Origin of the sequence: Bradyrhizobium sp. RP6 (assembly GCF_003837805.1) — a bacterium.
GTDB lineage: Bacteria > Pseudomonadota > Alphaproteobacteria > Rhizobiales > Xanthobacteraceae > Bradyrhizobium.
Genome location: NZ_RQIT01000002.1, coordinates 218,550 through 239,268, shown reverse-complemented (window position 1 = coordinate 239,268; position 20,719 = coordinate 218,550). Strand labels below are relative to the sequence as shown.

The window sequence follows — 20,719 nt, the reverse complement described above, 5'->3', positions numbered from 1 at the left end:
ACCCGTGGCGGTTCGCAGCAACATCGTCGGCATCGACAGTCCCGAGGCGCTGGAGAAGGCGCTTCGGGCAGCCTATTACCTCGCCGACGAGGGCCTTGCGACCGCCGCCTATCTCGGCCTCGCCCTCGGCAAGCCGCTGCTGCTGGAAGGCGCGCCCGGCGTCGGCAAGACGGAGGCGGCAAAGGCAATAGCCGCCGTGCTCGGCCGTCGCCTGATCCGCCTGCAATGCTATGAGGGCATCGACGCGTCTGCCGCGCTCTATGAGTGGAACTATCCGCGCCAGATGCTGGCGATCCGTCAGGCCGGCGATGAGAGCATCGACATCTATGGCGAGACGTTCCTGATCGAGCGGCCGATGCTGGCCGCGCTGCGCGCGCCCGATTCCACCGTGCTGCTGATCGACGAAATCGACCGCGCCGACCAGGAGTTCGAGGCCTTCCTGCTCGAATTCCTCTCCGATTTCCAGATCTCCATTCCCGAGCGCGGCACGGTCCGCGCCGCCGAGCGGCCGGTCGTCGTGCTCACCTCGAACCGGACCCGCGATCTGCACGAAGCCTTGCGTCGTCGCTGCGTCTATCACTGGATCGACTATCCCAGCGCCGAGCGGGAGGCGCGCATTATCATGATGCGTGCATCCAGCGTCGCCGAAGCCACGGCCCACGCCGTCGTCGCGGCCGTCGAGAAATTGCGGCGCGAACCGCTGAGCAAGGCGCCCGGCATCGCCGAAGCCATCGACTGGGCGGAGGCCGCGACCCTCCTCAACAAGGGCGGCGCCCGCTGGCCTGATGCCTTCAAACGTTCGATCGGCGTGGCGCTGAAGGACGAAGAGGATCTGCACTTCATCGCGCCCCGGCTCGATGCCATGCTGGCGGAGGCCACCTCATGAGCACCGAGCTACAGCTCCCGCGCGCTGTTCGCATCTTCGTTTCCTTCGTCGCGCTGCTGCGCGCCAACCGCTTCGCCGTGGCGCCGGAGCAGACGACCGCATTCCTTACCGCGATCGCCTTGCTGGGGCCACGCATGCTCGAGGACATCAAGCAATCTGCGCTCGCCACCCTTGCCCCGCCGCCCGATCGCCGCGCCACCTTCGATCGGCTGTTCGACCTTCATTTCCGCGGCAGCGAGGCGATCGCGCACGCCGAAGACGGCGAGGACGACGAGACCGTCCGGCTCCAGGAGGAAGGCCGCGGCGAGGAGGAGCCCCTGCTCTCCGACGAGGCCAACGAGTCCGGCCTCATCGCGGCGCGCACCGAGGCGCTGGTCGAGCGCCGGTTCGCGCAGCTCTCCACGACGGACGCGCTCTGGCGCCTGGCGCGCGAGGCGCCGCGTCGCCTGCCGCGACGGCGTGGCCACCGGCGCATGCGGGCGCGCCGCGGCCCGTTCGCCGATCTCCGCCGCACCTTGCGCGACAGCGTCCGCAGCGACGGCGAGATCCTGCGGCTCGGCCACATGAAGCGGCGACAGCGCCCGCGCAAAGTCTTGCTGCTGATCGACGTCTCCGGCTCGATGAAAAGCCGCACCGAAGAGAATATGAAGTTTGCGCATGCGCTGGTGCAGGCCGCGCCCAATGTCGAGGTCTTCACCTTCGGCACGCGGCTGACCCGGGTCACCCGCGCGCTGCGCCTGAAGCGCCGCGAGCAGGCGCTGAACGCCGCGGCACATCTGGTCAGCGACTGGGACGGCGGCACCCGCATCGGCGACGCGCTGCAAGCCTTCCTGGCTGTCCCACGCTTCGGCGGCTACGCCCGGGGCGCCGCCGTGATCATCGTGTCCGACGGGCTCGAGCGCGGCGCGACGGACGCCCTTCGCGACGCCGTCGCGAAACTGTCGCGGCGGGCCTGGCGCCTCAGCTGGCTGACGCCGCTCGCGACAGGCCCCGGCTTCCGTCCGCAGACCGAAGCGCTGGTCGCGATCGAACGCTTCGTCGACGATCTCGTGGACGGCGGATCGAGCGCCTCGATCGTCGCCCACGTCCTGGCACTGGGAAGGAGAGCTGCGTGAACGGTATTGTCGACGGCCATCATCACATCTGGCGGCAGGCCGACCTGCCCTGGCTGACCGGCCCCATGCAGCCCCGCATCTTCGGCCCCTACGAGCCGATCCGGCGCGACTATCCGATCCAGGAATATCTCGACGACCTCAAGGGCAGCGGCGTCACCCGCTCCGTCTATGTGCAGACCAACTGGGCGCCAGAACATTTCGAGGAGGAGGCGGCCTGGGTGCAACGAACTGCGGACGAACACGGCTGGCCGCACGCCATCATCGCCTACGCCAATTTCGCGGCCGACGACGTCCGCCCGCAGCTCGACCGCCTCAAGCGCTATCCGTTGCTGCGCGGCGTGCGCATGCAGTTGCATTGGCACGAGAACCCGCTCTATCGCTTCGCGGCGCGTCCGGATCTCTGCGCCGATCCCGTGATCCGTCGCAACGTGGCACGCTTGACCGACTACGGCTGGAGCTTCGACCTGCAGGTCTTCACGCCGCAGATGCCGGATGCCGCGCAGCTCGCTGACTCCTGTCCCGGCGTAGCGTTCATCCTCCAGCACGCCGGCATGCTCGAAGACCCGTCGCCGGCGGGGCGCGCGGCCTGGCGCGCCGGGATGGCCCGGCTCGCGGCCTGCCCGAACGTGGTCTCCAAGCTGTCCGGGCTCGGCACGTTCATCCATCGCAACGATCCCGTGCACGTCGCCGCCGTGCTCACCGACACCGTCGCGATCTTCGGCGCCGAGCGCTGCCTGTTCGGCTCGAATTTCCCGATCGAGAAATTGTGGACCAGCTATCGCGAGCTGATCGATGCGTTCCGCGCGGCTGCGGCGTCGCTGAGTTCCGCGCAACAAACCGCGATCTTCAGCGCCACTGCGGCGCGCGTCTACCGGCTTTGACGGACAAGAATCGAGACAGGAGGAAACCGAATGGCGCTGGAGATCAAGATCCTGGACTACGGCGATATCGAGCTTGAATCGAGCTTCCTGGTGCTCGGCCGCGACTGCGGCCGCACCCGCCGCGTCCTCACCCTCGGCTTTTTGATCCTCGGCGGCAAATATCCCGTCGTGGTCGACACCGGCTATCGCTCCAACCAGATCATGGAGACCCTGGGCATGCGAGGGCTTCAGTACCATGAGAACATGATCGAGAACCAACTCGCGCGCCACGGCGTTCGCATGGGCGACGTCCGCTTCGTCTGCCACACGCATTTGCACATCGACCATGCCGGCAAGGACGACCTGTTCCCGATGAACACGACCGTCGTGCTCAACCGCAAGGAGCTCGAATATTCCGTCTCCGGCCTGATGCACCCGCAATACCCGGCCCCCGACATCAAGCACCTGATCGACCGCCTGCACACCAAAAGCGCGCTGCGCTTCCTCGACCTCGAGATCACCGGCCCGATCGAGCTGATGCCCGGCGTCTATTGCGACGCCGCCAACGCCCACACCGAGGGCTCGATGAACATCATCGTCGAGACGGCCGATGGCATCGCCACCATCTGCGGCGACGTGATCTACGACTTCAACGACCAGATCGTCACGCCCTTCCACGAAATCCACGATTGGGAGCCGCGCACGACTGGCAATCATGGCACCACCAAGCGTGCGGAAAAGGCCGCGATCAAGAAGCTTCTCAGCAATTCGCGCTACCTGCTCCCGGTCCACGACCGTCCCGCCAAGATCGAAGGCGGCAATGTCGTGGGACGTCTGCACGATCAGGTCCCGGGCCCGGTCGTGCAGTCGCTGCCCGAGCGCAACTGGTTCCCGGCTTGATGTGTCGAGGTTTGGCCAATGACGCATGTGACGTTGCGAAGCGAATTCGAGAGCCTGATCGACCCTTATGCGCCGGTCGCACAGATCGGCACCGGCTTCGACTTCACGGAAGGGCCGATCTGGCATCCGGTCGATCATTATCTGCTGTTCTCGGACATGCCGGCCGACGTGCGGCGGCGCTGGGATGCGCGGCGCGGCGTCGTCGAGGTCAAGCGCCCCGCGAACAAATGCAACGGGATGACCTATGACGCCGAACTCAATTTGATTGTCTGCGAGCACGCGACGTCGTCTCTGGTGCGCGAACGCTCCGACGGACGGCGCGAGGTGCTCGCCTCGCATGTCGGCGGCCAGGAGCTCAACAGCCCCAACGACGTCTGCGTGCATTCGTCCGGCGCGATCTATTTCTCCGATCCCTGGTATGGCCGCATGCCGGTTTATGGTGTCGAGCGGCCGCGCCAGCTCGGCTTTCAAGGCGTCTATCGCGTGGTGCCCGGCGGCGAGCCGAAGCTCTTGGTAGACCGTCACCTCTTCGATCAGCCGAACGGCTTGTGCTTCTCGCCGGACGAGAGGCTGCTCTATGTCAACGACACCGTGCAGGCCCTGATCCGCGTCTTCGACGTCAACGCAGACGGTTCGCTGGCCAATGCGCGGGTGTTTGCGAGCGGCATCAAGTCCGAGCTCGAAGGCGGCCTGCCCGACGGCATGAAGTGCGATCAGCACGGCAATGTCTGGGTGACCGCCCCCGGCGGCGTCTGGGTCTATTCGCCGCGTGGCGAACTGCTGGGCAAGCTGCGCGTGCCGGAGCTGGTCGCCAACCTCGCCTGGGGCGGGCCGGATTTCCGCACGCTCTATCTGACCGCGACGCATTCGGTCTATGCGATCCCGACCAAGGTCGGTCCGCGGCACGAGCCATATATGAGCGGCCGGCGAAGCGGCGCCGGCGTAAAGTCGAGCTCCGCGCCGGCCGCGCCCATTCTCGCCGAGGGCGAGATGCGGCTCGATCCGCAGCGCTGCGCCATGATCATCCAGGATCTCCAGAACGACGTCATCATGGACGGAGGCGCTTTCGCCGAGTCGGGCGCGCCGGGCCACGCCAAGCAACAGCATGTCGTGGAGAATGTGCGGCGCCTGGCGGAAGCCGCACGCGCGCGCGGCGTCGCCGTCATCCACGTCTGGTTCGTCGTCGAGCCCGGCGCGCCGGGCGTTACGCTGAATGCGCCCTTGTTCGAGGGGCTCGTCGACAGCAAGGCGATGGTGCGTGGAAGCTGGGGCGCGGCGCCCGTCTCCGGTCTCGAGCCACGGCCCGGCGACTTCGTCGTCGAGAAGATGCGGATGAGCGCCTGGGAAGGCACGCGGCTGGAAACGATCCTGAAGGCCACCGGCCGCGACATGATCATCAATACCGGCGCGTGGACCAACATGTCGGTCGAGCACACCGCGCGCACCGGTGCAGACAAGGGCTATTACATGATCGTGCCGGAGGATTGCTGCTCGACCATGAATGCCGACTGGCACTATGCCTCGATCAACTTTGCGATGCAGAACGTCGCGGTGGTGACCAGGGCCGACGCCGTCATCAAGGCGCTGGGATGAGCGGTGGCAAAGCTCCTGCACCTGTCCTGCTCGCCACGCGCCGAGTCCGAATCGACTGCCGGCGCGCGGGTCTTTCTCGCTGGCTTTCGCCAGGCCCGGCCGGATTGGGACATCGATGTCGTGGACATCTGGCGTGAGCGGATGCCGGAGTTCGCCGGTCCGATCGTCGAGGCCAAATACGCGCGCATGAAGGCTCAGGGCTTCACCGATGCACAGCGCGACAGCTTTGCCGAGGCCGAGCGAATGGCGCTGCGCTTCTCACTTGCCGATCGCGTGCTGATCTCGACGCCGATGTGGAACTTCGGCCTTCCCTACAAGCTCAAGCAGTGGTTCGACATCATCGTTCAGCCCGGTCTCACCTTTCGATTCGATCCGTCGCAGGGGTATCTGCCGCTGCTGCAGGACCGGCCGACGCTGGTCATCATCGCCAGCGGCAGCGATTTTGCCACCGGCATGAACCGCGGCCGCATCGACATGGCAACGCCCTACTTGCGTGAAATCCTGCGCTTCATCGGAATCAGCGATGTCCGTTTCGTGCCGATCGGTCCAACCACCGGACCGCAAGCGCCGATCGATGCTGCCCGCGAAAGGGCCTATCTACGGCTCGCTGCAATGGCCGCGATCTTTTGAGGCGCGTTGGATCAGATCAGGCTCGACTTGCCCCGGCTCAGCACCTGGCCTGCACCCTTAACGCCGACGATCCGGCCGTGGCTGCAGACCACCTCTCCCCTCGCGATCGTCGTCACCGGCCATCCCGTGACCTCGAAACCTTCCCAGGGCGTATAGTCCGAGCCGTGATGCAGATCCGCTTGCCGGATCGGCTTCTTCAACTTGGGATCCCAGAGAACGATGTCGGCATCGAAACCGACGCCGATCGAGCCCTTGCGCGGATAAAGGCCGTAGATGCGGGCGTGATTGGTCGCCGTCAGCTCGACGAACTTTTGCAACGTGATGCGCCCCTTCGAGACGCCCTCGGAGAACAGGATCGGCAGCCGCGTCTCAACGCCGGGGATGCCGTTCGGCACCCAGCGGAACGAGGTGCGGGCGCTCGGCGTCAGCTTGCCCTTGGGATCGTCGTAGCGGAACGGGCAGTGATCGGACGAGAAGGTCTGGAACACGCCCGACGTGATGCCCTCCCAGATCGCCTCCTGGCTCTCGACGTCGCGCGGCGGCGGCGAGCAGACATATTTCGCGCCCGTGATGTCCATGTTGAGGCCTTTCATGTCGTCGGCCGTCAACGTGATGTATTGCGGGCAGGTTTCCGCATGCACCGGCAAGCCGCGCTGCTGGGCCCAGCGTACCTGCTCCATCGCCTCGCGTCCGGAGACGTGCACGATCATGATGGGAACGCCGATCACCTCGGCATGGCTGATGGCACGGTGCGTCGCCTCGCGCTCGACCGCCTGCGGCCGTGAGGTGCCGTGATAGTACGGCGCGATATGACCTTCGCGCTCCAGCTTGCTGGTCAGGAAACGGATGGCGTCGTAGCCCTCGCAATGAACCATGACCAGCGCCTCCTCGCGGTGCGCGACGTCGAACACTTCGAGCAGCTGCTTGTCGCTGAGCACGAGATCGTCATAGGTCATGAACACCTTGAACGAGGTGTAGCCGTCCTTGACCAGCGCCGGCAGCTCCTGCCCGAGCACCACGGCAGTCGGATCGGAGATGATGAGATGGAAGGCCGTGTCGATGTAGCACTCACCTTCGGCGAGCTTGCGATAGTTCTCGACACAGCTGCGCAGCGAGGTGCCTTTCTCCTGCAGCGCGAAGGGCAGCACCATGGTGTTGCCACCGGCCGCCGCCGCGCGCGTCGCAGAGGCAAAGTCGTCGGCCATCACCACGTCGGGGCCCGACGGTTGGGAGATGTGGACGTGGCTGTCGATGCCGCCCGGCAGCGCAAGCAATCCCGTCGCATCGATCTCTCGTGCCGCGCCCTCGATGCTGTCGGCAATGCTGACGATACGGCCGTCGCGAATGCCGATATCGGCGCGGAATTCGTCGCTGGCCGTCACGATGGTGCCGCCGCGAATGGCGAGATCAAGCTGCGTCACATGACTCTCCGTCAGTTGATGACCGGCACTGTCTGGAAGATCCGGCCCCATCGCTCAAGGACCGTGTTGTCACCGCCGGCGAGGCCGAGGATCCGCCACAACGTGACCGCCACCGAATCCAGCACGGCGATGTTCAATTCACGTTCGAGCGAGAGGGCCAGCCCGGCTCCGTCAAGATTGGTGCAGAGGATGACGACGGCATCGGCACCGTCAGCCACGACCGAGCGGATCATGTCGGCGATCGTCGCCGGCTCAACCTCACCGAAGGAGAAATTGTCGCGCAGGCCGAGATGCCGCTCCGCGTGCGGAACGATACCCTCTCCAGCCCAGACACCGGCGATCCGTCGCTGCACGTCATCGGTATAGGGCGAGACCAGTCCGACACGTTTGGCGCCGAGCGCACGGGCGGCGTCGATGCAGGCGAGCGTGGACGTTGTCGCCGGGACACCCGTGCGCGCCGTGATTGCCTCACACAGGCTTCTGTCGCGGTTGATCCCGAGCCAGCTCGCGGAAGTGCCGTTCCAGGCGATGGCGTCAACCTTGGCATCCGCCAGCAAATCCGCTGCCGAAGCATCACCGATGCATCGAACTGGTTCAGTGCGGCGGCGTCGAGGGCAATCTCCGTGACGCGGAAACGCGAGAAATGCGCAGTGACACCAGGAGCGTCGGCCAGCATGGCGCTGGTGACGGGCTCCAGCACCGAGTTGGAGGACGGAGTGATCATGCCGAGGCGTTTGCGCATGGCGATACCTTACGACGCCTGCGCAAGCCGCGTCGACTCCTCCCGGATCAGGGACAGGATGTGGCGCTTGGCGTCGTTGAACTCCGGGCTGGTGATGTCGCGCGGGCGCGGCAGGTCGAAGTTGACAGCCTCGCGGATCCGGCCCGGCCGCCTGGTCATCACTACGATCTTGTTGCCGAGCACCAGCGCCTCGTCGACACTGTGGGTGACGAACACGATGGTGCAGCGGCGCTTCTGCCAGATCGCGACCAGCTCCTCCTGCATTTCGAGCTTGGTCTGGGCGTCCAGCGCCGCGAACGGCTCGTCCATCAGGATCACGCTCGGGTTCATCAACAGTGCGCGGGCGATGCCGACGCGCTGATTCATGCCGCCCGACATTTCGGCGGGATGATGATGCTCGAAACCGCGCAGGCCGACGAGATCGATGAACTCCATGGCACGGTGGTGCCGCTCGGATTTGGCGACGCCCTTGAGCTTGAGGTGGAAGGCGATGTTGTCGATGGCGGTCAGCCACGGCATCAGCGTCGGCTGCTGGAACACCACGCCGCGGTCCGAACCGGGCCGCTCTACTTGCTTGCCATCCACCTGCGTGCGGCCGGAGGTCGCCTGCTCGAAGCCGGCGATGATGTTGAGGAGGGTCGACTTGCCGCAGCCCGACGGGCCGAGCAGGCAGACGAAATCATTGGCCTCAATGTCGAGGTTGATGTTGTCGAGCGTCAGCAGGTCGCGGCCGCGCCGCTTGTCGGAGAATACCTTGACGATGTTGCGAAGCTCGATTGCCGCCATCAGCCCGCCCTGCCCTGAACGGTGGTTGTCTGCTGCCAACGTAGCGTGCGCGCCATGATCGCCTTGAGGCCGAGGTCGGAGAGATAGCCGAGCAGCCCGATTGATATCATCGCCGCGAGCACGATGTCGTAGCGCAGGAAGTAGTAGGAATCCCAGAGCACGTAGCCGAGGCCGCTCTTCACCGCGACCATCTCGGCCGTGACCGTCAGCATCCAGGCCGATCCGACCGCAATGCGCAGACCAGCGAAGATCGAGGGCAGCGCCGCCGGCAGCACGATGTCTGTCAGCATCTGCCGTCCGTTCGCGCCCATCATCGCGCCGGCCCGCACGAGATTGTGGTCCACAGTCTTGACGCCATGGATGCTGTTCATCAGCACCGGAAAGAATGCGCCGAGGAAGACAAGGAAGATGGCCGGTTTGTCGGCGATCCCGAACCAGATGATCGCGAGGGGAATCCAGGACACCGGCGGGATCGGGCGCAACATCTGCAGTGTCGGCTCCAGCGTCTTCTCGAACAGCCGGGACCAGCCGATCGCGACCCCGGCAAGGATGCCGAGCAGGCTTGCCAATGCAAAGCCGCCAAAGACGCGAAGATCGCTGGCGAGCGCATCGCGCAGCCAATGGCCGGAGTAGGTCTGCGTGGTCTCGTCGAAGCCGAACACCCAGTCGCCGAGCGCATGCAGCACCGCACTCGGCGCTGGCAGCAGCGCGGGCGGAAGCATGCCACTGCGGGCAAACGCCTCCCAACCCGCGATCAGCAGCGCGGGGACGACGAGGCGTTCGAGTCCCTGGAACGCTCGCGTCAGCCGAAACGCCGGCATTGCGGGCGAGACGTCAGTAACCGAGGTCATTCTTGGCCTTTCCGGTGGCCTGCTCCAGGAACGAATAGTCCATGTTCTTCTGCGCTTCTGCGGAGACGTCTTTCGAGATGTATTTGAGGTCGCGCATCATCGCTGCGATCGCCAGCGTCTGCGAACGATGGATCGCAGGATCGGGCGAGGCATTTCTCAGCGCCTCCGTCGCGACCGTCTTGTCGAGACCGGTGAGCTTGTTGATGACGTCGACCCACGGCGCCTTGTCGGCGATCAGCTTGTTGTCGAGTTCGACCACGGCGCTGACAACGCTCTGGACGCCGGCGCGCTGGCCCGCGATCACGTCGGAGCGGGTGACGATCAAATTGGTCAAATTGCCTGCGGCCTGTTCATACGGCAACACGAAGTGCTTGCCGGCACCGGCGAGCCGGATCTGCGATGCAAACGGCTCGACCGAACAGATCATGTCGACCTCGCCGCGCTGGAGTGCTGCGAGATGATCGGAGGGATTGGGAATGTTGATGAACTGAACGTCCTTGTTGGGATCAACGCCCTGCTTGAGGAACGCCCCGCGCATGTGGATGTCCTGCGCGTTGCCGCGGGAGGCCGCAACCTTCAGCGGCTGGCCGTCGCTCTTCGCCTTCGCAACGGTCGCCTTGAACGTGGCCCAGTCCTCGGGCGGCAGGCTCAGCTTCACGGAGGACAGGCATTCCGAGCCGCCATTGATCTGTCCGGACACGGCGACGACATCAAAGCCTTTGTCGAGCGCGGTGATGTAATGGAGATATGTGACCTGCGCGACGTCGATACTCTTCGATATCAAGGCGGTGAGAACGTCATTCCCCGAGTTGAAGCCGGTGGCCTCGACCTCGACGCCCTTGGCCATGCCTGGGATCAGCGACATCGGCAGGCAGTGCGCGCATTTGGCGTAGCCGAGCTTGATCTTCGCCGTCTGCGCCGAGGCGAGATCGCTTCCGCCCAGCATTGCCGCCATTGCCACCAGACCCAGTCGCAAACTCGTCCGCATCGCTTACTCCGCTTCGAAGGCGCGATATTCGCGCGTTCGCACGATCATCCGCCGCGCTTCGCCGCAACGCAATCCACTTTCTGCATGCTGCATACAATTTGCGCGCTATGCCATTGTTTTCAGCGAGATACGTCGATAATTTGGGCAAGCAAAGGAGCCGGAAACGGCTAAGATCAACGTGATAAGCGAGGCACGCGTGCAGCCAAAACCGGAAGCGCCGAAGGGACGAAAGTCGCCCAAACTCAAGCGGATGGGCCTGCACGAGCGTGCCGCGGCGCGGATGCGGACGATGATCATTCGCGGCGAACTGCCGCCGGGTTCGCAGACCCAGGAGACTTGGCTGTCGAAGGAGCTCGGCGTGTCGCGCACCCCCTTGCGTGAGGCCATGAAAGTGCTTGCCGCGGAGGGCTTGATCGAGCTTCGCCCCAACCGCAGCCCGCGCATTGCCGATATCGCGGCGGAGGACATCTCGGAATTGTTCGAGGCGCTCGCCGGTATCGAGCGGCTCGCCGCCGAGCTCGCTGCGGAGCGCGCGACCGAGCGCGACCTCGCCCGCCTGCGCACGCTTCAGGCCCGCATGGAGGGTCATCACCGCAGCGGCAAGCTGGACGACTATTTCGCCATCAACGGCGAGATCCACAACACCATCGTCCGCATGGCCCGCAACACGCCACTGCGGGAAGCCCACGAAACGCTGATCTCCCGGGCCGAGCGCGCGCGATATCTCGCCCTCGGCGCCGATCGCCGCTGGAGCAATTCCGTCGAGGAGCACGCCGACATCCTGGCCGCCCTCGAAGCGCGCGACGGCGAAGCGGCCGGCCGCCTGCTCGGCGCGCATGTCGCGCGCACCGGCACGGCCCTGCTCGAGGTCCTCGCCGCCTCCCAAACCAAGCGGACGGCGGCCTGAACCATGAAGCTGCTGTTACTCAACCCGAACACCAGTGCCGAGGTCACGCACCTGATGATGGATGTCGGGCAGCGCGCGGTCTCGCCCGGGACGGAGCTGATCCCTTGCACCGCGACCCGCGGCGTGCCCTATATCGCGACGCGCACAGAGGCGCAGATCGGCGGGGCGATAGCGCTGGAGATGCTGGCCGAGCAACACAGGACGGTCGATGCCGCGATCATCGCGGCCTTCGGCGATCCCGGCTTGTTCGCCGCGCGCGAGACCTTCGACATTCCCGTGGTCGGCATGGCGGAAGCGGCCATGCTGACTGCCTGCATGGCCGGGCGCCGCTTTGCCATCGTCACCTTCGCCCAGGCGCTTGGTCCCTGGTACGAGGAGTGCGTCCGCGCCCATGGACTTTGGGAGCGCTGCGCCGGCATCCGCATGCTCGATACGCCTTTTCAGGCGATCTCGGAGGTCGGCACCGAGAAGGAGGACGTGCTGGTTGATCTCGCCCAGCGCGCCATCGTCGAGGATGAGGCCGATGTGCTGATTTTTGCGGGCGCCCCGCTCTCCGGCCTCGCCGAGCGCGTCGCCGACCGGATTCCCGTTCCCGTGGTCGATCAGGTCGTCGCCTCTGTGAAGCAGGCCGAAGCGCTGGTTGCCTTGCACCTGCGCAAGGCAGCAGCGGGAACGTTCCGCCGGCCCGCCGCCAAACCGACCCTCGGTCTCGCCGCTGCGCTCGCCGCCCGGATCGAGCATCGCGACAGCTGATCAGAGAGGCGGCCGACGATGCGAAAAGCCCAATTCGTGCTCGAGAACACGGCCGAAGGCAAACAAGCGGAATTCGCATCCCGGGGGCGCGACGATCTGGATGCCGAAGGGCAGATCGCTCGCTTCTCGTCGTACTGGCATGGTCAGGACCGGAAAGCCGACCAGGGACACGATGAAAGTGACCGCGAGATAGTCGATCGCCGTCTCCAATGCCGCCCCGTCAATTGCGGTAACATCGCTGATCTCGTTCGGCCAGGGGAAGACGGATGCGGCCGGCGCAATCAGGAAATCGATACGGGTGAACAGCTCGCGAAAGCTGCGGTAGATGGCGGTGCGACGCCGTTCTGCATTGAGGTAGTCCTGCGCAGACAGTTTCGTGCCGGCCTCGATGTTCCAGATCACCGTCGGAGTGAGCTCCGCACGCCGGGTCCTCAGCAACTCGCCATAGCTGTTGGCGATATGCGCGGTGCGCAGCGTGCGGAAGGTTTCGACCGCGCCGATACAATCGGGCGAGGACGGCACGACGTCGGCAACCCTGGCCAGCGCCTCACATGCGGTGGTGAAGCGCGCGCGAACGTCGCGTGCGACCGGTGCAACACCGAAATGGGGTGTTACGGCGATCCTCGGACGTCCCGCGTTCGACCAATCGTCGCTGCCGATACCGATCGATACGGGGTCGCGCACGTCGCTTCCCTCGCATACGGACAGCGCGAGAGCGAGGTCATCGACACCGCGGGCCAGGAAACCGTGGGTGGCGAGCATGTCCCAGCCGAGCGGCCGGCGCGGCGACGGAATGCGGCCGGGCGTCGGCCGGATCGAGGTGACGTCGCAGAAGCTTGCGGGCGTGCGCACCGAGCCGCCGAAATCGGTGCCATGCGCCAGCGGCACCATGCCGGCCGCGACCGCGACGGCAGAGCCGCCGGACGATCCGCCGGAGGTCAGTGCGGAATCGTAGGGATTGCGCGTCGGCCCGCACAATCGGTTGGTGCAGACCGCGCCGAAGCCGAACTCCGGCGTGTTGGTCTTGCCCAGAATAATCGCACCGGCGCGGCGCAGCCTCGCGACCACCAGATCGTCCTCACCCGGGAGGTGATCGCGAAACAGCATCGATCCATAAGTTGTCTTAAGCCCGCGGGTGTCGGTGAGGTCTTTGATCCCGAGAGGCGCACCGTGCAGCGGACCGAGCGGCTCCGATGCCGCATCGCAAATCTGCGCGGCACGGCGAGCACCGTCCACATCGACCGTCACGAACGCCGCCAACTGACTGTCGAGACCCGCAATCCGCGCAAGATGCGCTTCAACGGCCTCACGCGAGGACAGTTCGCGCCTCGCAATCGCGCGGGCAAGCTCCGTGGTTGTGAGGTCGCAAACCGATCGATCAGTCTTCATCGGGCCACCATGCCAAAACCCGCGCCGAAAAGCGACAGGCGCGGGCACGAGACTTGCTTACTGCTCTGGGGCAACGGGAGGCAACACCATGGCTGATGCGCCAAGCGGGCGTTCGCTCGTCGTCGACGCGGTCACACACCGCTATCCGAGCGGCTCACTCGCGGTCGAGGACATCAATCTCGACATCAAGGGCGGCGAGATCATCGCCCTACTCGGTCCGTCCGGCTGCGGCAAGACAACGCTCCTGCGCATCATCGCGGGCTTCATCGCGCAGACGCAAGGGAGGATCATCATCGGCGACGACATCGTAGACATGCTGCCGCCGAATCGCCGCTCGGTCGGGATCGTGTTCCAGAACTACGCGCTGTTTCCTCACCTGTCGATCAGTGAGAACGTCGCTTACGGCCTCGCCGCCCGCGGCATCGACAAGGCGACGCGCCAGCGCGAGGCGCAGCGCCTGCTGGATCTGGTGCAGCTGCCCGCAATGGCCGAGCGGCTGCCGCGGCAGCTCTCCGGCGGCCAGCAGCAGCGCGTCGCGCTCGCCCGAGCGCTCGCGATCAAGCCGTCGATCCTGCTCCTCGACGAGCCCTTTGCCGCGCTCGACAAGAATCTGCGGCTCGACATGCAGATCGAGGTCAAGCGGCTGCAACGTGTTTCCGGCATCACCACGCTCATCGTCACTCACGATCAAGAAGAGGCGCTGTCGATGGCCGACCGGGTCGCCGTGCTGAGCCACGGCAATCTCGAACAGTTCGGCACACCATCCGACGTCTACGACCGGCCCCAGACCTTGTTCGTCAACACCTTCGTCGGTTCGACCAACCGCATGCCCGGCGTGGTGGTCTCGGCGGACCGTACTGCCGCCAAGATACGCCTCGACGCCGGCACGGAGATCATCGCGCGGCCCGTCGGCGGGGCGCTCAGCGAAGGTGGCCGCGTCACCGTCTGTATCCGTCCCGAGCATCTGCAATTCGTCGGCGACGAGACCGGCTTTGCCGGCGTCGTCGGCATGTCGCTGCCGCTGGGAGCCACTGTCGTGCACGAAGTCACCACTGCCGACGGCTCCGGCGTCAAGGTCTCCCAGGCGCGCATCGGCGAGACGCGCGCGCTAGAGAACGGTGCCGCGGTGCGTCTCGCACCGCTCGCGCCGTCGCTTGCCAACGCCTTTCCCGCAACGCTTTGAAATTCAGACATAGTCCAAATGGAGTTCGACATGATCCTCAACCGCCGAAGCCTGCTGACCACCGCCCTCACACTCGGCGCCGTGAAAGCGTTTCCCGGACTGAGCTTCGCCCAGGCCCGCCCACTGGTGTTTGCGACCTTCACCGGAAGTTGGGAGGAAGCGCACAAGGCGGTGCTGATACCGGCCTTTCGCAAGGCGAACGCGGACGCTGCGATCGTGCTCGACCCGATGCTCTCGGTCGACCAGATCGCGAAGGTCAACGCCGCCAAGGCCAATCCGCCGATCGACGTTATGCTGCATGATCCCGGTCCTGCTCTCGTCGCCATCGGCCAGGACCTGGTCGAGTCCTATCCCGTCGAGAAAAGCGCCTACTACAAGGACCTGATCGCCGAGGCGCAGGAGCCGATGGGTCCCGCCCCGTTCTTTCAGGTCGTCGGCCTCACCTACAATCCAGAAGCCGTCAAGACGCCACCGACGTCGTGGGCCGATCTCTGGAAGCCCGAGTTCAAGGGCCGCGTCGGCATCACCAACCTCAACTCGACACTCGGCACCGGATGGCTGGTCGAGATTGCCAAGATGCGCGGCGGCTCCGAAGCCAATGTCGATCCCGGCTTCAAGGCGTTGGAAGAGCTCAAGCCCAATCTCGCCGCGGTCGCCGCCAATCCTGGCGCGCTCGCGACCCTGTTCCAGCAGGGCCAGATCGATATCTCGCCAGGCAATTTCAACGCCATCCAGATCCTGAAAGCGCGCGGCGTGCCGGTCGAGTTCGTGGCGCCGAAGGAAGGCGCCATCGCCTTCAAGACCACGATCCACATCGTCAAGAACTCGCCCAACCGCGAGCTCGCCTTCAAGCTGATCGAGGCCGCGCTGACGCCCGAGGTGCAGACCACACTGATGAACCCGCCCTATCTGATCGTGCCGACCAATTCCAAGGTCACGATGGGCGGCGAGATTGCGCGCGTGCTGGCCAAGGACACCGCGGAGCTGAAGAAGAAGTTCGTGTTCCAGGACTGGAAGAAGATCAACGAGCAGCGCTCGGCCTGGATCGAGCGCTTCAACCGCGAAATCAAGATCTAAGACTTTGAAGGTTTGAATCATGGGTGCAGCACCGGCATCACGCGATGTGACGTCCTACGGGATGGGATTGGCAGCGCCGCTGGCGCTGTTCTTCCTCCTCTTCTTCGTCGCGCCGCTGCTGCAATTGTTCTGGCTCTCGCTGCACAACGACACGGCCGGGCTCCACTGGGGGCTCGGCCAGTACCTGCACTTCCTCACCGATCCATTCAGCCTGGGCGTGCTCGGCTCGACGCTGCTGCTGGGCGCCGAGGTAACCGCCGTCTGTCTCGTGCTCGGCTTTCCCATCGCGTGGCTCTATCAACGGGTCGGACCAAAGCTTCAGACCATCATCATCCTGATCGTGCTGCTGCCGCTTCTGACCAGCGTGGTCGTCCGCACCTTCGCCTGGATCGTCATCCTGGGGCGTCAAGGCATCATCAATGCGGCACTGCAATCGCTCGGGATCATCGATACGCCGTTGAAGCTGCTTTACACACAGTTTGGCGTCGTGATCGCTCTGGCACAGGTGCAGATGCCCTTGATGACCCTACCGCTGATCACGGCTCTCGGCCGCATCGATTCCAATCTCGACGATGCTTCCTGCTCGCTCGGCGCCGGAAGCTGGCGCACCTTTTTCAGGATCGTGCTGCCGCTGTCGCTCCCCGGCGTGATCGCCGGCTGCACGCTGACCTATGCCGCCGCGATCACCGCCTTCATCACCCAGTCGCTTGTCGGCGGCGGGCAGATGCTGTTCATGCCGATGTATCTGTATCAGCAAGCTTCCACGCTCCAGAACTGGCCGTTTGCGGCGGCGATCTCCATCATCTTCCTGCTCGCCGTGCTCGCGGTCGTCTCCGTCTTCACCACGCTCGGCCGCCTGTCGCGCGGCCATGGAGGGGCGTGATGAGCGGCCGCAGGCGCACCCTGGAGGCCCTGAGCTTCGAGCTGGTCATGACCGTGATCGCGCTGATCGCGCTGATCATCATCATCGCACCGTCGCTCGTGGTCCTGATCGTCTCCTTCACCAGCGGCTTCTCGCTGCGGTTTCCGCCGCCCGGCTATTCGCTGCGTTGGTATGTCGAGCTTTGGAATGCCTGGCAACTGCATTTTGCGGCCAAGAACAGCCTGATCGTGGCGCTGTGGGCGACGGGCCTATCGGTCGTGCTCGGGGTTGCGGCAGCGCTCGCGATTTCGCGGTCGCGGACGCTGTCGACACGTCTGCTCGATTCCCTCTTCATGTCGCCGCTGGTCTTGCCGGCGCTCGCCTTCGGTCTTGCTGCCCTAATGCTGTTCTCCCTCGTCGGCCTGCCGGTGTCACCGCTGACGCTGGTGATCGGACATACCGTGGTCTGCGTCCCCTATGTCGTGCGCAACACGGTCGCGGCCCTCGCCCAGCTCGAGCCGACCCTGCTCGAAAGCTCAGCCGTGCTTGGGGCAAGCCGTCTCTACACGTTCCGCCGCATCGTGCTGCCGCTGATCCGGCCCGGCATCATCGCGGGCGCCTTCATCGCCTTCATGTCGTCCTTCGACAACGTGCCGGTGTCGCTGTTCCTGCGCGATGCCGCGACCGACATGCTGCCGATCCGGATGTGGCAGGATCTCGAAGGCAAGCTCGACGTTACCATCGCCGCGCTCTCCGGCGTGCTGATCATGGCCACCGTCGCGTTGGTCGCGGTCATGGAGCGTGTGACCGGCCTGTCGCGGCGGCTGACGAACTGATCAGGCACCGCGAAACAGCGAGTAGCCCCAGCGCGTGAATTTCAGCGGCAGATGAAAATGCTCGTCAACATCCTTGATGCGGAAGCGGAACGGCGTCACCGTGAGAAAGCCGTCGCGCTCGCCAAAGAACTCGCCGAGATGAAACAGCACCTCGTACGCGCCTTCCGTTACACCGGCACCTTGCACAACGGCATGATCGAGCACGCCGTTGGCGCCGAGCCGCCCGTCGGCGATGCGCGCGGAGTCCGGATCGATCCGCCAGATCTCGACGCGCAGCCCCTGCGCCGGCCGCCCGCTCGCCACATCGACCGCGTGAATGGAAATACCGCCTGCCACAATGTTCCTCCCATGAGCAAGCCGCCATGGTAGACGGAAACGCGGCCGTTCGACCAGCACCCGCATTGTTGCCGGCCCTTGGCTCGATGACCTCGCTGCAGGCCCTCGTTGCGCTTGCCCTGTTCGCGCCTGGCGTGGTCGCGCCGCGCGCCCATATCGAGGTCTGGCAGCTCTCGATGTTCTCCTGCGCCGTATTCGCCGTCGGCATCCCCGCATCGTTCTGGGGCGGCGGCTTGATCGCGAGGGTCGGCTCGCTGCGGATCGCGAGCCTGTGCGCGGCGGCCATTGTGATCGGCATGGCGCTGGCCGCGCTCGGATCGACCGCCGCCCTGCTGGCCGCGGGTCTCTGCATCGGCCTCGCCATGGGGCCCGAGACGCCGGCGAGCGCCGCGCTGCTGGCGCGGCTCGTGACCGCCGAGCGTCGCGCCTTCGTGTTCTCGGTCCGCCAGACCGGTAACCAGATCGGCGCGATCTGCGGCTCGCTGGCCCTGCCCGCGATCGCCATCGCGTTCGCACCGGCAGAGGATGCGATCATGCCGCTGCAGCATGCGGGCCTCGCGGCACTCCACGGCGATAGCTTTCGCAAGGATCCGACTGTCTTGGATCCTGACATCGCCAAGCAGATCGAGCGAGGTCTCTCCTGGTCCGGTGTGGACGTTGCGGCAGCCTTGCTCGCGAGCACCGCGATCGCCAATGCCTTCCCAGCGTTCTTCACTGAGGTTGACCTGCTGCTGGCGCCGACTGTCCCGTGCGTCGCCTGGCCGCTGACGCAGCTCGGCCCTGATATGATCGGCGGAAAACCCGCAAGCCCGCGGGCCCACGCGGTGTTCACGCCGTTCGTCAATCATGCCCACCTGCCGGCGATTTCGATTCCGTGCGGAACGGATCGGTGCGGACTTTCATTCGGCCTTCAGATCATCGCCGCGCGCGGACAAGACCGCTCGCTGCTCGGAGCAGCGCAAGAGATTGAGACCATCCTGCGGGTGTAAATCCTGCCGTCATTGAGCGGCACGTCGACCTTGAACACCTGCTCGCCATGCGCATCTCGGATCGCTCGGCCATAGTGGGCCGGTCGAGCCGACTGCGGAACCGCTCGTCTCAGTCCAATGCCTTCTGTTTCAAGCCTGCGGGACCGCCGCCTCGATCGACCGGTCCACCAACGCAGAGTGTGCGATGCCTCCGACAATAGTCCTGCAGAAGTTCAGAGTGAAGCGACCGTAAAGAGCGCCTAACCCGGATCCCGAGGATGCAAAGCGATAGGAGGCACCAAGGACACGCGCGATCTCGAACAATCCCATGAGCTCATGGTACACCAGCGCCGACTGAATGGCGAGCAGCGGCAGCGACAGGGCCTGCATACCGATGCCGTTCATGACGCCCTCGCTTCTGGGCGCGGCAGCGGCAGGAATTGCGCACGATGAGCACTCCTCCATTGATATGGCGTATTGCCGGCGAAGCGCTTGAACACTGTCGTGAAATGAGCCTGCGTCTGAAACCCGACGGTCAAGGCGATGTCGACGAGCGAGACGTCAGCCCGCTGCAGCAATTCCTGGGCTCGCTCGATCCGCCGCTTCAGCAAATACTCGTGCGGCCGCATGCCGACGGCCGCCCGGAACTGCGCGGCGAAGTGCATCCGGCTCAGGCCGGCAACGGCGGCCAGATGCTGCAAGGTGACCTTCGCCTCCAGATTGTCGTCGATGTATTGCATGACGCGCTTGAGGCGCCATTTTTGCAGCGACCGCACCGCCCGGCAGGCGTGCCGTTCGCGGTCACTCTCGGCCGACTCGGACTGGCCTCGTCCGACCGTCGTCCCCCCGCTGGCCTTGCGGGTCAGAATGGCCAGGCGCAATGCGTCGACGAGAATGGCGGAATGGGGATTGTGCATGGCTTTGGTGGCCGCGAGTGCATCCGAGAGGCGCCTCATCACCGGGTCCGCGCCCTCCTCCGCACCCGTCTCCCGATCGGACTCTGCGGACGCGTGCGCAAGACGTTTCGCGGACACCCTGAAGCTCGGCCCGTGATTGGCAGATCCTCGCACGTCCGAAGCAGGCGGCTCGATGGCCAGCGCAACATCCAGATGCACGAGGGAGAGCATCACTGCCTCCTCGCCGGAGCGTGGCGAACGTCTCGATGGCCGCAGCCGCTGGCCGTCGATGGGCGAGACGTCGATTGCGGCGGCGACATGATCCTTGGCAATTTGCGAGTGTGATATCTGCAGCGACATCGTCGAACCTCCTTGTCCCGTTTCGCATCGGCAACGCCTGGCCGGCTTGTCCGAATGCGATGGGAGCAAAGTAGTTCGGCGATCCGCGCGCTCCATTCTACGCGCGGGTGCATGGATAAGGTCTCGGGTTAACCGCGTTATACGTAAGTATGATCGTGGGCGAGAGGGCGAGCGGAACACTTCGCCTGCATCTACCCGAGGCCTGCAGCTCCGCCCGCCTGCGGTAAGTTGACGCGCCCGCGACCGGCAAAATCACCGATAAGCCTCGTTCCGCTGGGGAATCTCCGTGCCGGCGCCCACGCCGGATCGACTATCGACGAGGTCTTCCAAGAGAGCACGAAAATCAGCAGACGGGATATTGTGGGCGCGATCAAATCGCG

General features: G+C 65.1%; 21 protein-coding genes and 1 pseudogene. 13 read left to right on the top strand and 9 right to left on the bottom strand.

Translation table 11 applies throughout. The features are described 5' to 3' along the window. The first annotated feature begins 4 nt into the window (after positions 1–4). From EHH60_RS05995 to EHH60_RS05970, 6 genes are read left to right on the top strand one after another with little or no spacing between them, the layout of a single operon-like run. Complete coding sequence (locus EHH60_RS05995) at positions 5–886, top strand: AAA family ATPase (protein WP_124158551.1); 882 nt, start codon at positions 5–7, stop codon at positions 884–886. Then, positions 883–2,001 carry a vWA domain-containing protein gene (locus EHH60_RS05990; protein WP_124158550.1) on the top strand — a complete coding sequence of 373 codons (1,119 nt, stop codon included), beginning with the start codon at positions 883–885 and terminating at the stop codon, positions 1,999–2,001. Before EHH60_RS05995 ends, EHH60_RS05990 begins: the two co-directional genes overlap by 4 nt. Then, positions 1,998–2,882: an amidohydrolase family protein gene (locus EHH60_RS05985; RefSeq protein WP_124158549.1), complete on the top strand. Its 885-nt coding sequence runs from the start codon at positions 1,998–2,000 to the stop codon at positions 2,880–2,882. Before EHH60_RS05990 ends, EHH60_RS05985 begins: the two co-directional genes overlap by 4 nt. Positions 2,883–2,912: 30 nt before the next feature. Further along, positions 2,913–3,761, top strand: coding sequence for an MBL fold metallo-hydrolase (locus tag EHH60_RS05980; RefSeq protein WP_124158548.1), 849 nt, complete (start codon positions 2,913–2,915; stop codon positions 3,759–3,761). 18 nt (positions 3,762–3,779) lie between these two features. Next, entirely contained in the window at positions 3,780–5,354 is a 1,575-nt protein-coding gene (locus EHH60_RS05975; protein ID WP_124158547.1) for an isochorismatase family protein, read from the top strand. A 3-nt stretch (positions 5,355–5,357) separates the two neighbouring features. Then, positions 5,358–5,984: an FMN-dependent NADH-azoreductase gene (locus tag EHH60_RS05970; RefSeq protein WP_124158546.1), complete on the top strand. Its 627-nt coding sequence runs from the start codon at positions 5,358–5,360 to the stop codon at positions 5,982–5,984. 11 nt (positions 5,985–5,995) lie between these two features. Here the strand turns inward: EHH60_RS05970 and hydA are convergent, their stop codons facing one another. From hydA to EHH60_RS05945, 5 genes and pseudogenes are all read right to left on the bottom strand, one after another. Beyond that, the gene (hydA, locus tag EHH60_RS05965; RefSeq protein ID WP_124158545.1) at positions 5,996–7,456 is read right to left on the bottom strand and encodes a dihydropyrimidinase; all 1,461 of its coding nucleotides are present in this window, start codon (positions 7,454–7,456) and stop codon (positions 5,996–5,998) included. After that, positions 7,417–8,147, bottom strand: a pseudogene (locus EHH60_RS05960) (maleate cis-trans isomerase family protein). The gene hydA and the pseudogene EHH60_RS05960 overlap by 40 nt, the downstream one beginning before the upstream one ends. A gap of 9 nt (positions 8,148–8,156) precedes the next feature. Beyond that, the gene (locus EHH60_RS05955; RefSeq protein WP_124158544.1) at positions 8,157–8,933 is read right to left on the bottom strand and encodes an ABC transporter ATP-binding protein; all 777 of its coding nucleotides are present in this window, start codon (positions 8,931–8,933) and stop codon (positions 8,157–8,159) included. Then, complete coding sequence (locus EHH60_RS05950; RefSeq protein ID WP_124158543.1) at positions 8,933–9,784, bottom strand: ABC transporter permease; 852 nt, start codon at positions 9,782–9,784, stop codon at positions 8,933–8,935. The genes EHH60_RS05955 and EHH60_RS05950 overlap by 1 nt, the downstream gene beginning before the upstream one ends. Next, entirely contained in the window at positions 9,768–10,772 is a 1,005-nt protein-coding gene (locus tag EHH60_RS05945) for an ABC transporter substrate-binding protein (RefSeq protein ID WP_124158542.1), read from the bottom strand. Before EHH60_RS05945 ends, EHH60_RS05950 begins: the two co-directional genes overlap by 17 nt. 196 nt (positions 10,773–10,968) lie before the next feature. Here EHH60_RS05945 and EHH60_RS05940 point away from each other — a divergent pair, with 196 nt between their 5' ends. Continuing rightward, positions 10,969–11,679 carry a GntR family transcriptional regulator gene (locus EHH60_RS05940; protein WP_245454409.1) on the top strand — a complete coding sequence of 237 codons (711 nt, stop codon included), beginning with the start codon at positions 10,969–10,971 and terminating at the stop codon, positions 11,677–11,679. Between the two features lie 3 nt (positions 11,680–11,682). Then, positions 11,683–12,432: an aspartate/glutamate racemase family protein gene (locus tag EHH60_RS05935; RefSeq protein ID WP_124158540.1), complete on the top strand. Its 750-nt coding sequence runs from the start codon at positions 11,683–11,685 to the stop codon at positions 12,430–12,432. Here EHH60_RS05935 and EHH60_RS05930 read toward each other — a convergent pair whose 3' ends face one another. Beyond that, positions 12,433–13,821 carry an amidase gene (locus EHH60_RS05930; RefSeq protein WP_124158539.1) on the bottom strand — a complete coding sequence of 463 codons (1,389 nt, stop codon included), beginning with the start codon at positions 13,819–13,821 and terminating at the stop codon, positions 12,433–12,435. Positions 13,822–13,909: 88 nt separating this feature from the next. On the opposite strand from EHH60_RS05930, the gene EHH60_RS05925 reads away from it, so the two are divergent. The 4 genes from EHH60_RS05925 to EHH60_RS05910 are packed head-to-tail and all read left to right on the top strand — an operon-like array spanning position 13,910 to position 17,779. Then, the gene (locus EHH60_RS05925) at positions 13,910–15,004 is read left to right on the top strand and encodes an ABC transporter ATP-binding protein (RefSeq protein WP_124158538.1); all 1,095 of its coding nucleotides are present in this window, start codon (positions 13,910–13,912) and stop codon (positions 15,002–15,004) included. A 30-nt stretch (positions 15,005–15,034) separates the two neighbouring features. Next, the gene (locus EHH60_RS05920) at positions 15,035–16,081 is read left to right on the top strand and encodes an ABC transporter substrate-binding protein (protein WP_124158537.1); all 1,047 of its coding nucleotides are present in this window, start codon (positions 15,035–15,037) and stop codon (positions 16,079–16,081) included. A 19-nt stretch (positions 16,082–16,100) separates the two neighbouring features. Next, positions 16,101–16,964 (top strand): ABC transporter permease, encoded by an 864-nt coding sequence (locus EHH60_RS05915; protein WP_124158536.1) that lies wholly within the window; start codon positions 16,101–16,103, stop codon positions 16,962–16,964. Beyond that, positions 16,964–17,779 carry an ABC transporter permease gene (locus EHH60_RS05910; RefSeq protein WP_199751323.1) on the top strand — a complete coding sequence of 272 codons (816 nt, stop codon included), beginning with the start codon at positions 16,964–16,966 and terminating at the stop codon, positions 17,777–17,779. The genes EHH60_RS05915 and EHH60_RS05910 overlap by 1 nt, the downstream gene beginning before the upstream one ends. Here EHH60_RS05910 and EHH60_RS05905 read toward each other — a convergent pair whose 3' ends face one another. Beyond that, on the bottom strand, positions 17,780–18,115 hold the full coding sequence (locus tag EHH60_RS05905) for a hydroxyisourate hydrolase (RefSeq protein ID WP_199751322.1): 336 nt from the start codon (positions 18,113–18,115) through the stop codon (positions 17,780–17,782). A gap of 26 nt (positions 18,116–18,141) precedes the next feature. Here EHH60_RS05905 and EHH60_RS37945 point away from each other — a divergent pair, with 26 nt between their 5' ends. Further along, a complete protein-coding gene (locus EHH60_RS37945) occupies positions 18,142–19,104 on the top strand; it encodes an MFS transporter (RefSeq protein ID WP_124158534.1) in 963 nt (320 codons plus the stop codon). 129 nt (positions 19,105–19,233) lie between these two features. On the opposite strand, the gene EHH60_RS05895 is transcribed toward EHH60_RS37945, so the two are convergent. Both EHH60_RS05895 and EHH60_RS05890 read right to left on the bottom strand, forming a co-directional pair. Beyond that, a complete protein-coding gene (locus EHH60_RS05895) occupies positions 19,234–19,488 on the bottom strand; it encodes a hypothetical protein (RefSeq protein WP_124158533.1) in 255 nt (84 codons plus the stop codon). Next, entirely contained in the window at positions 19,485–20,339 is an 855-nt protein-coding gene (locus EHH60_RS05890) for a helix-turn-helix domain-containing protein (protein ID WP_124158532.1), read from the bottom strand. The genes EHH60_RS05895 and EHH60_RS05890 overlap by 4 nt, the downstream gene beginning before the upstream one ends. Positions 20,340–20,719 lie beyond the last annotated feature (380 nt).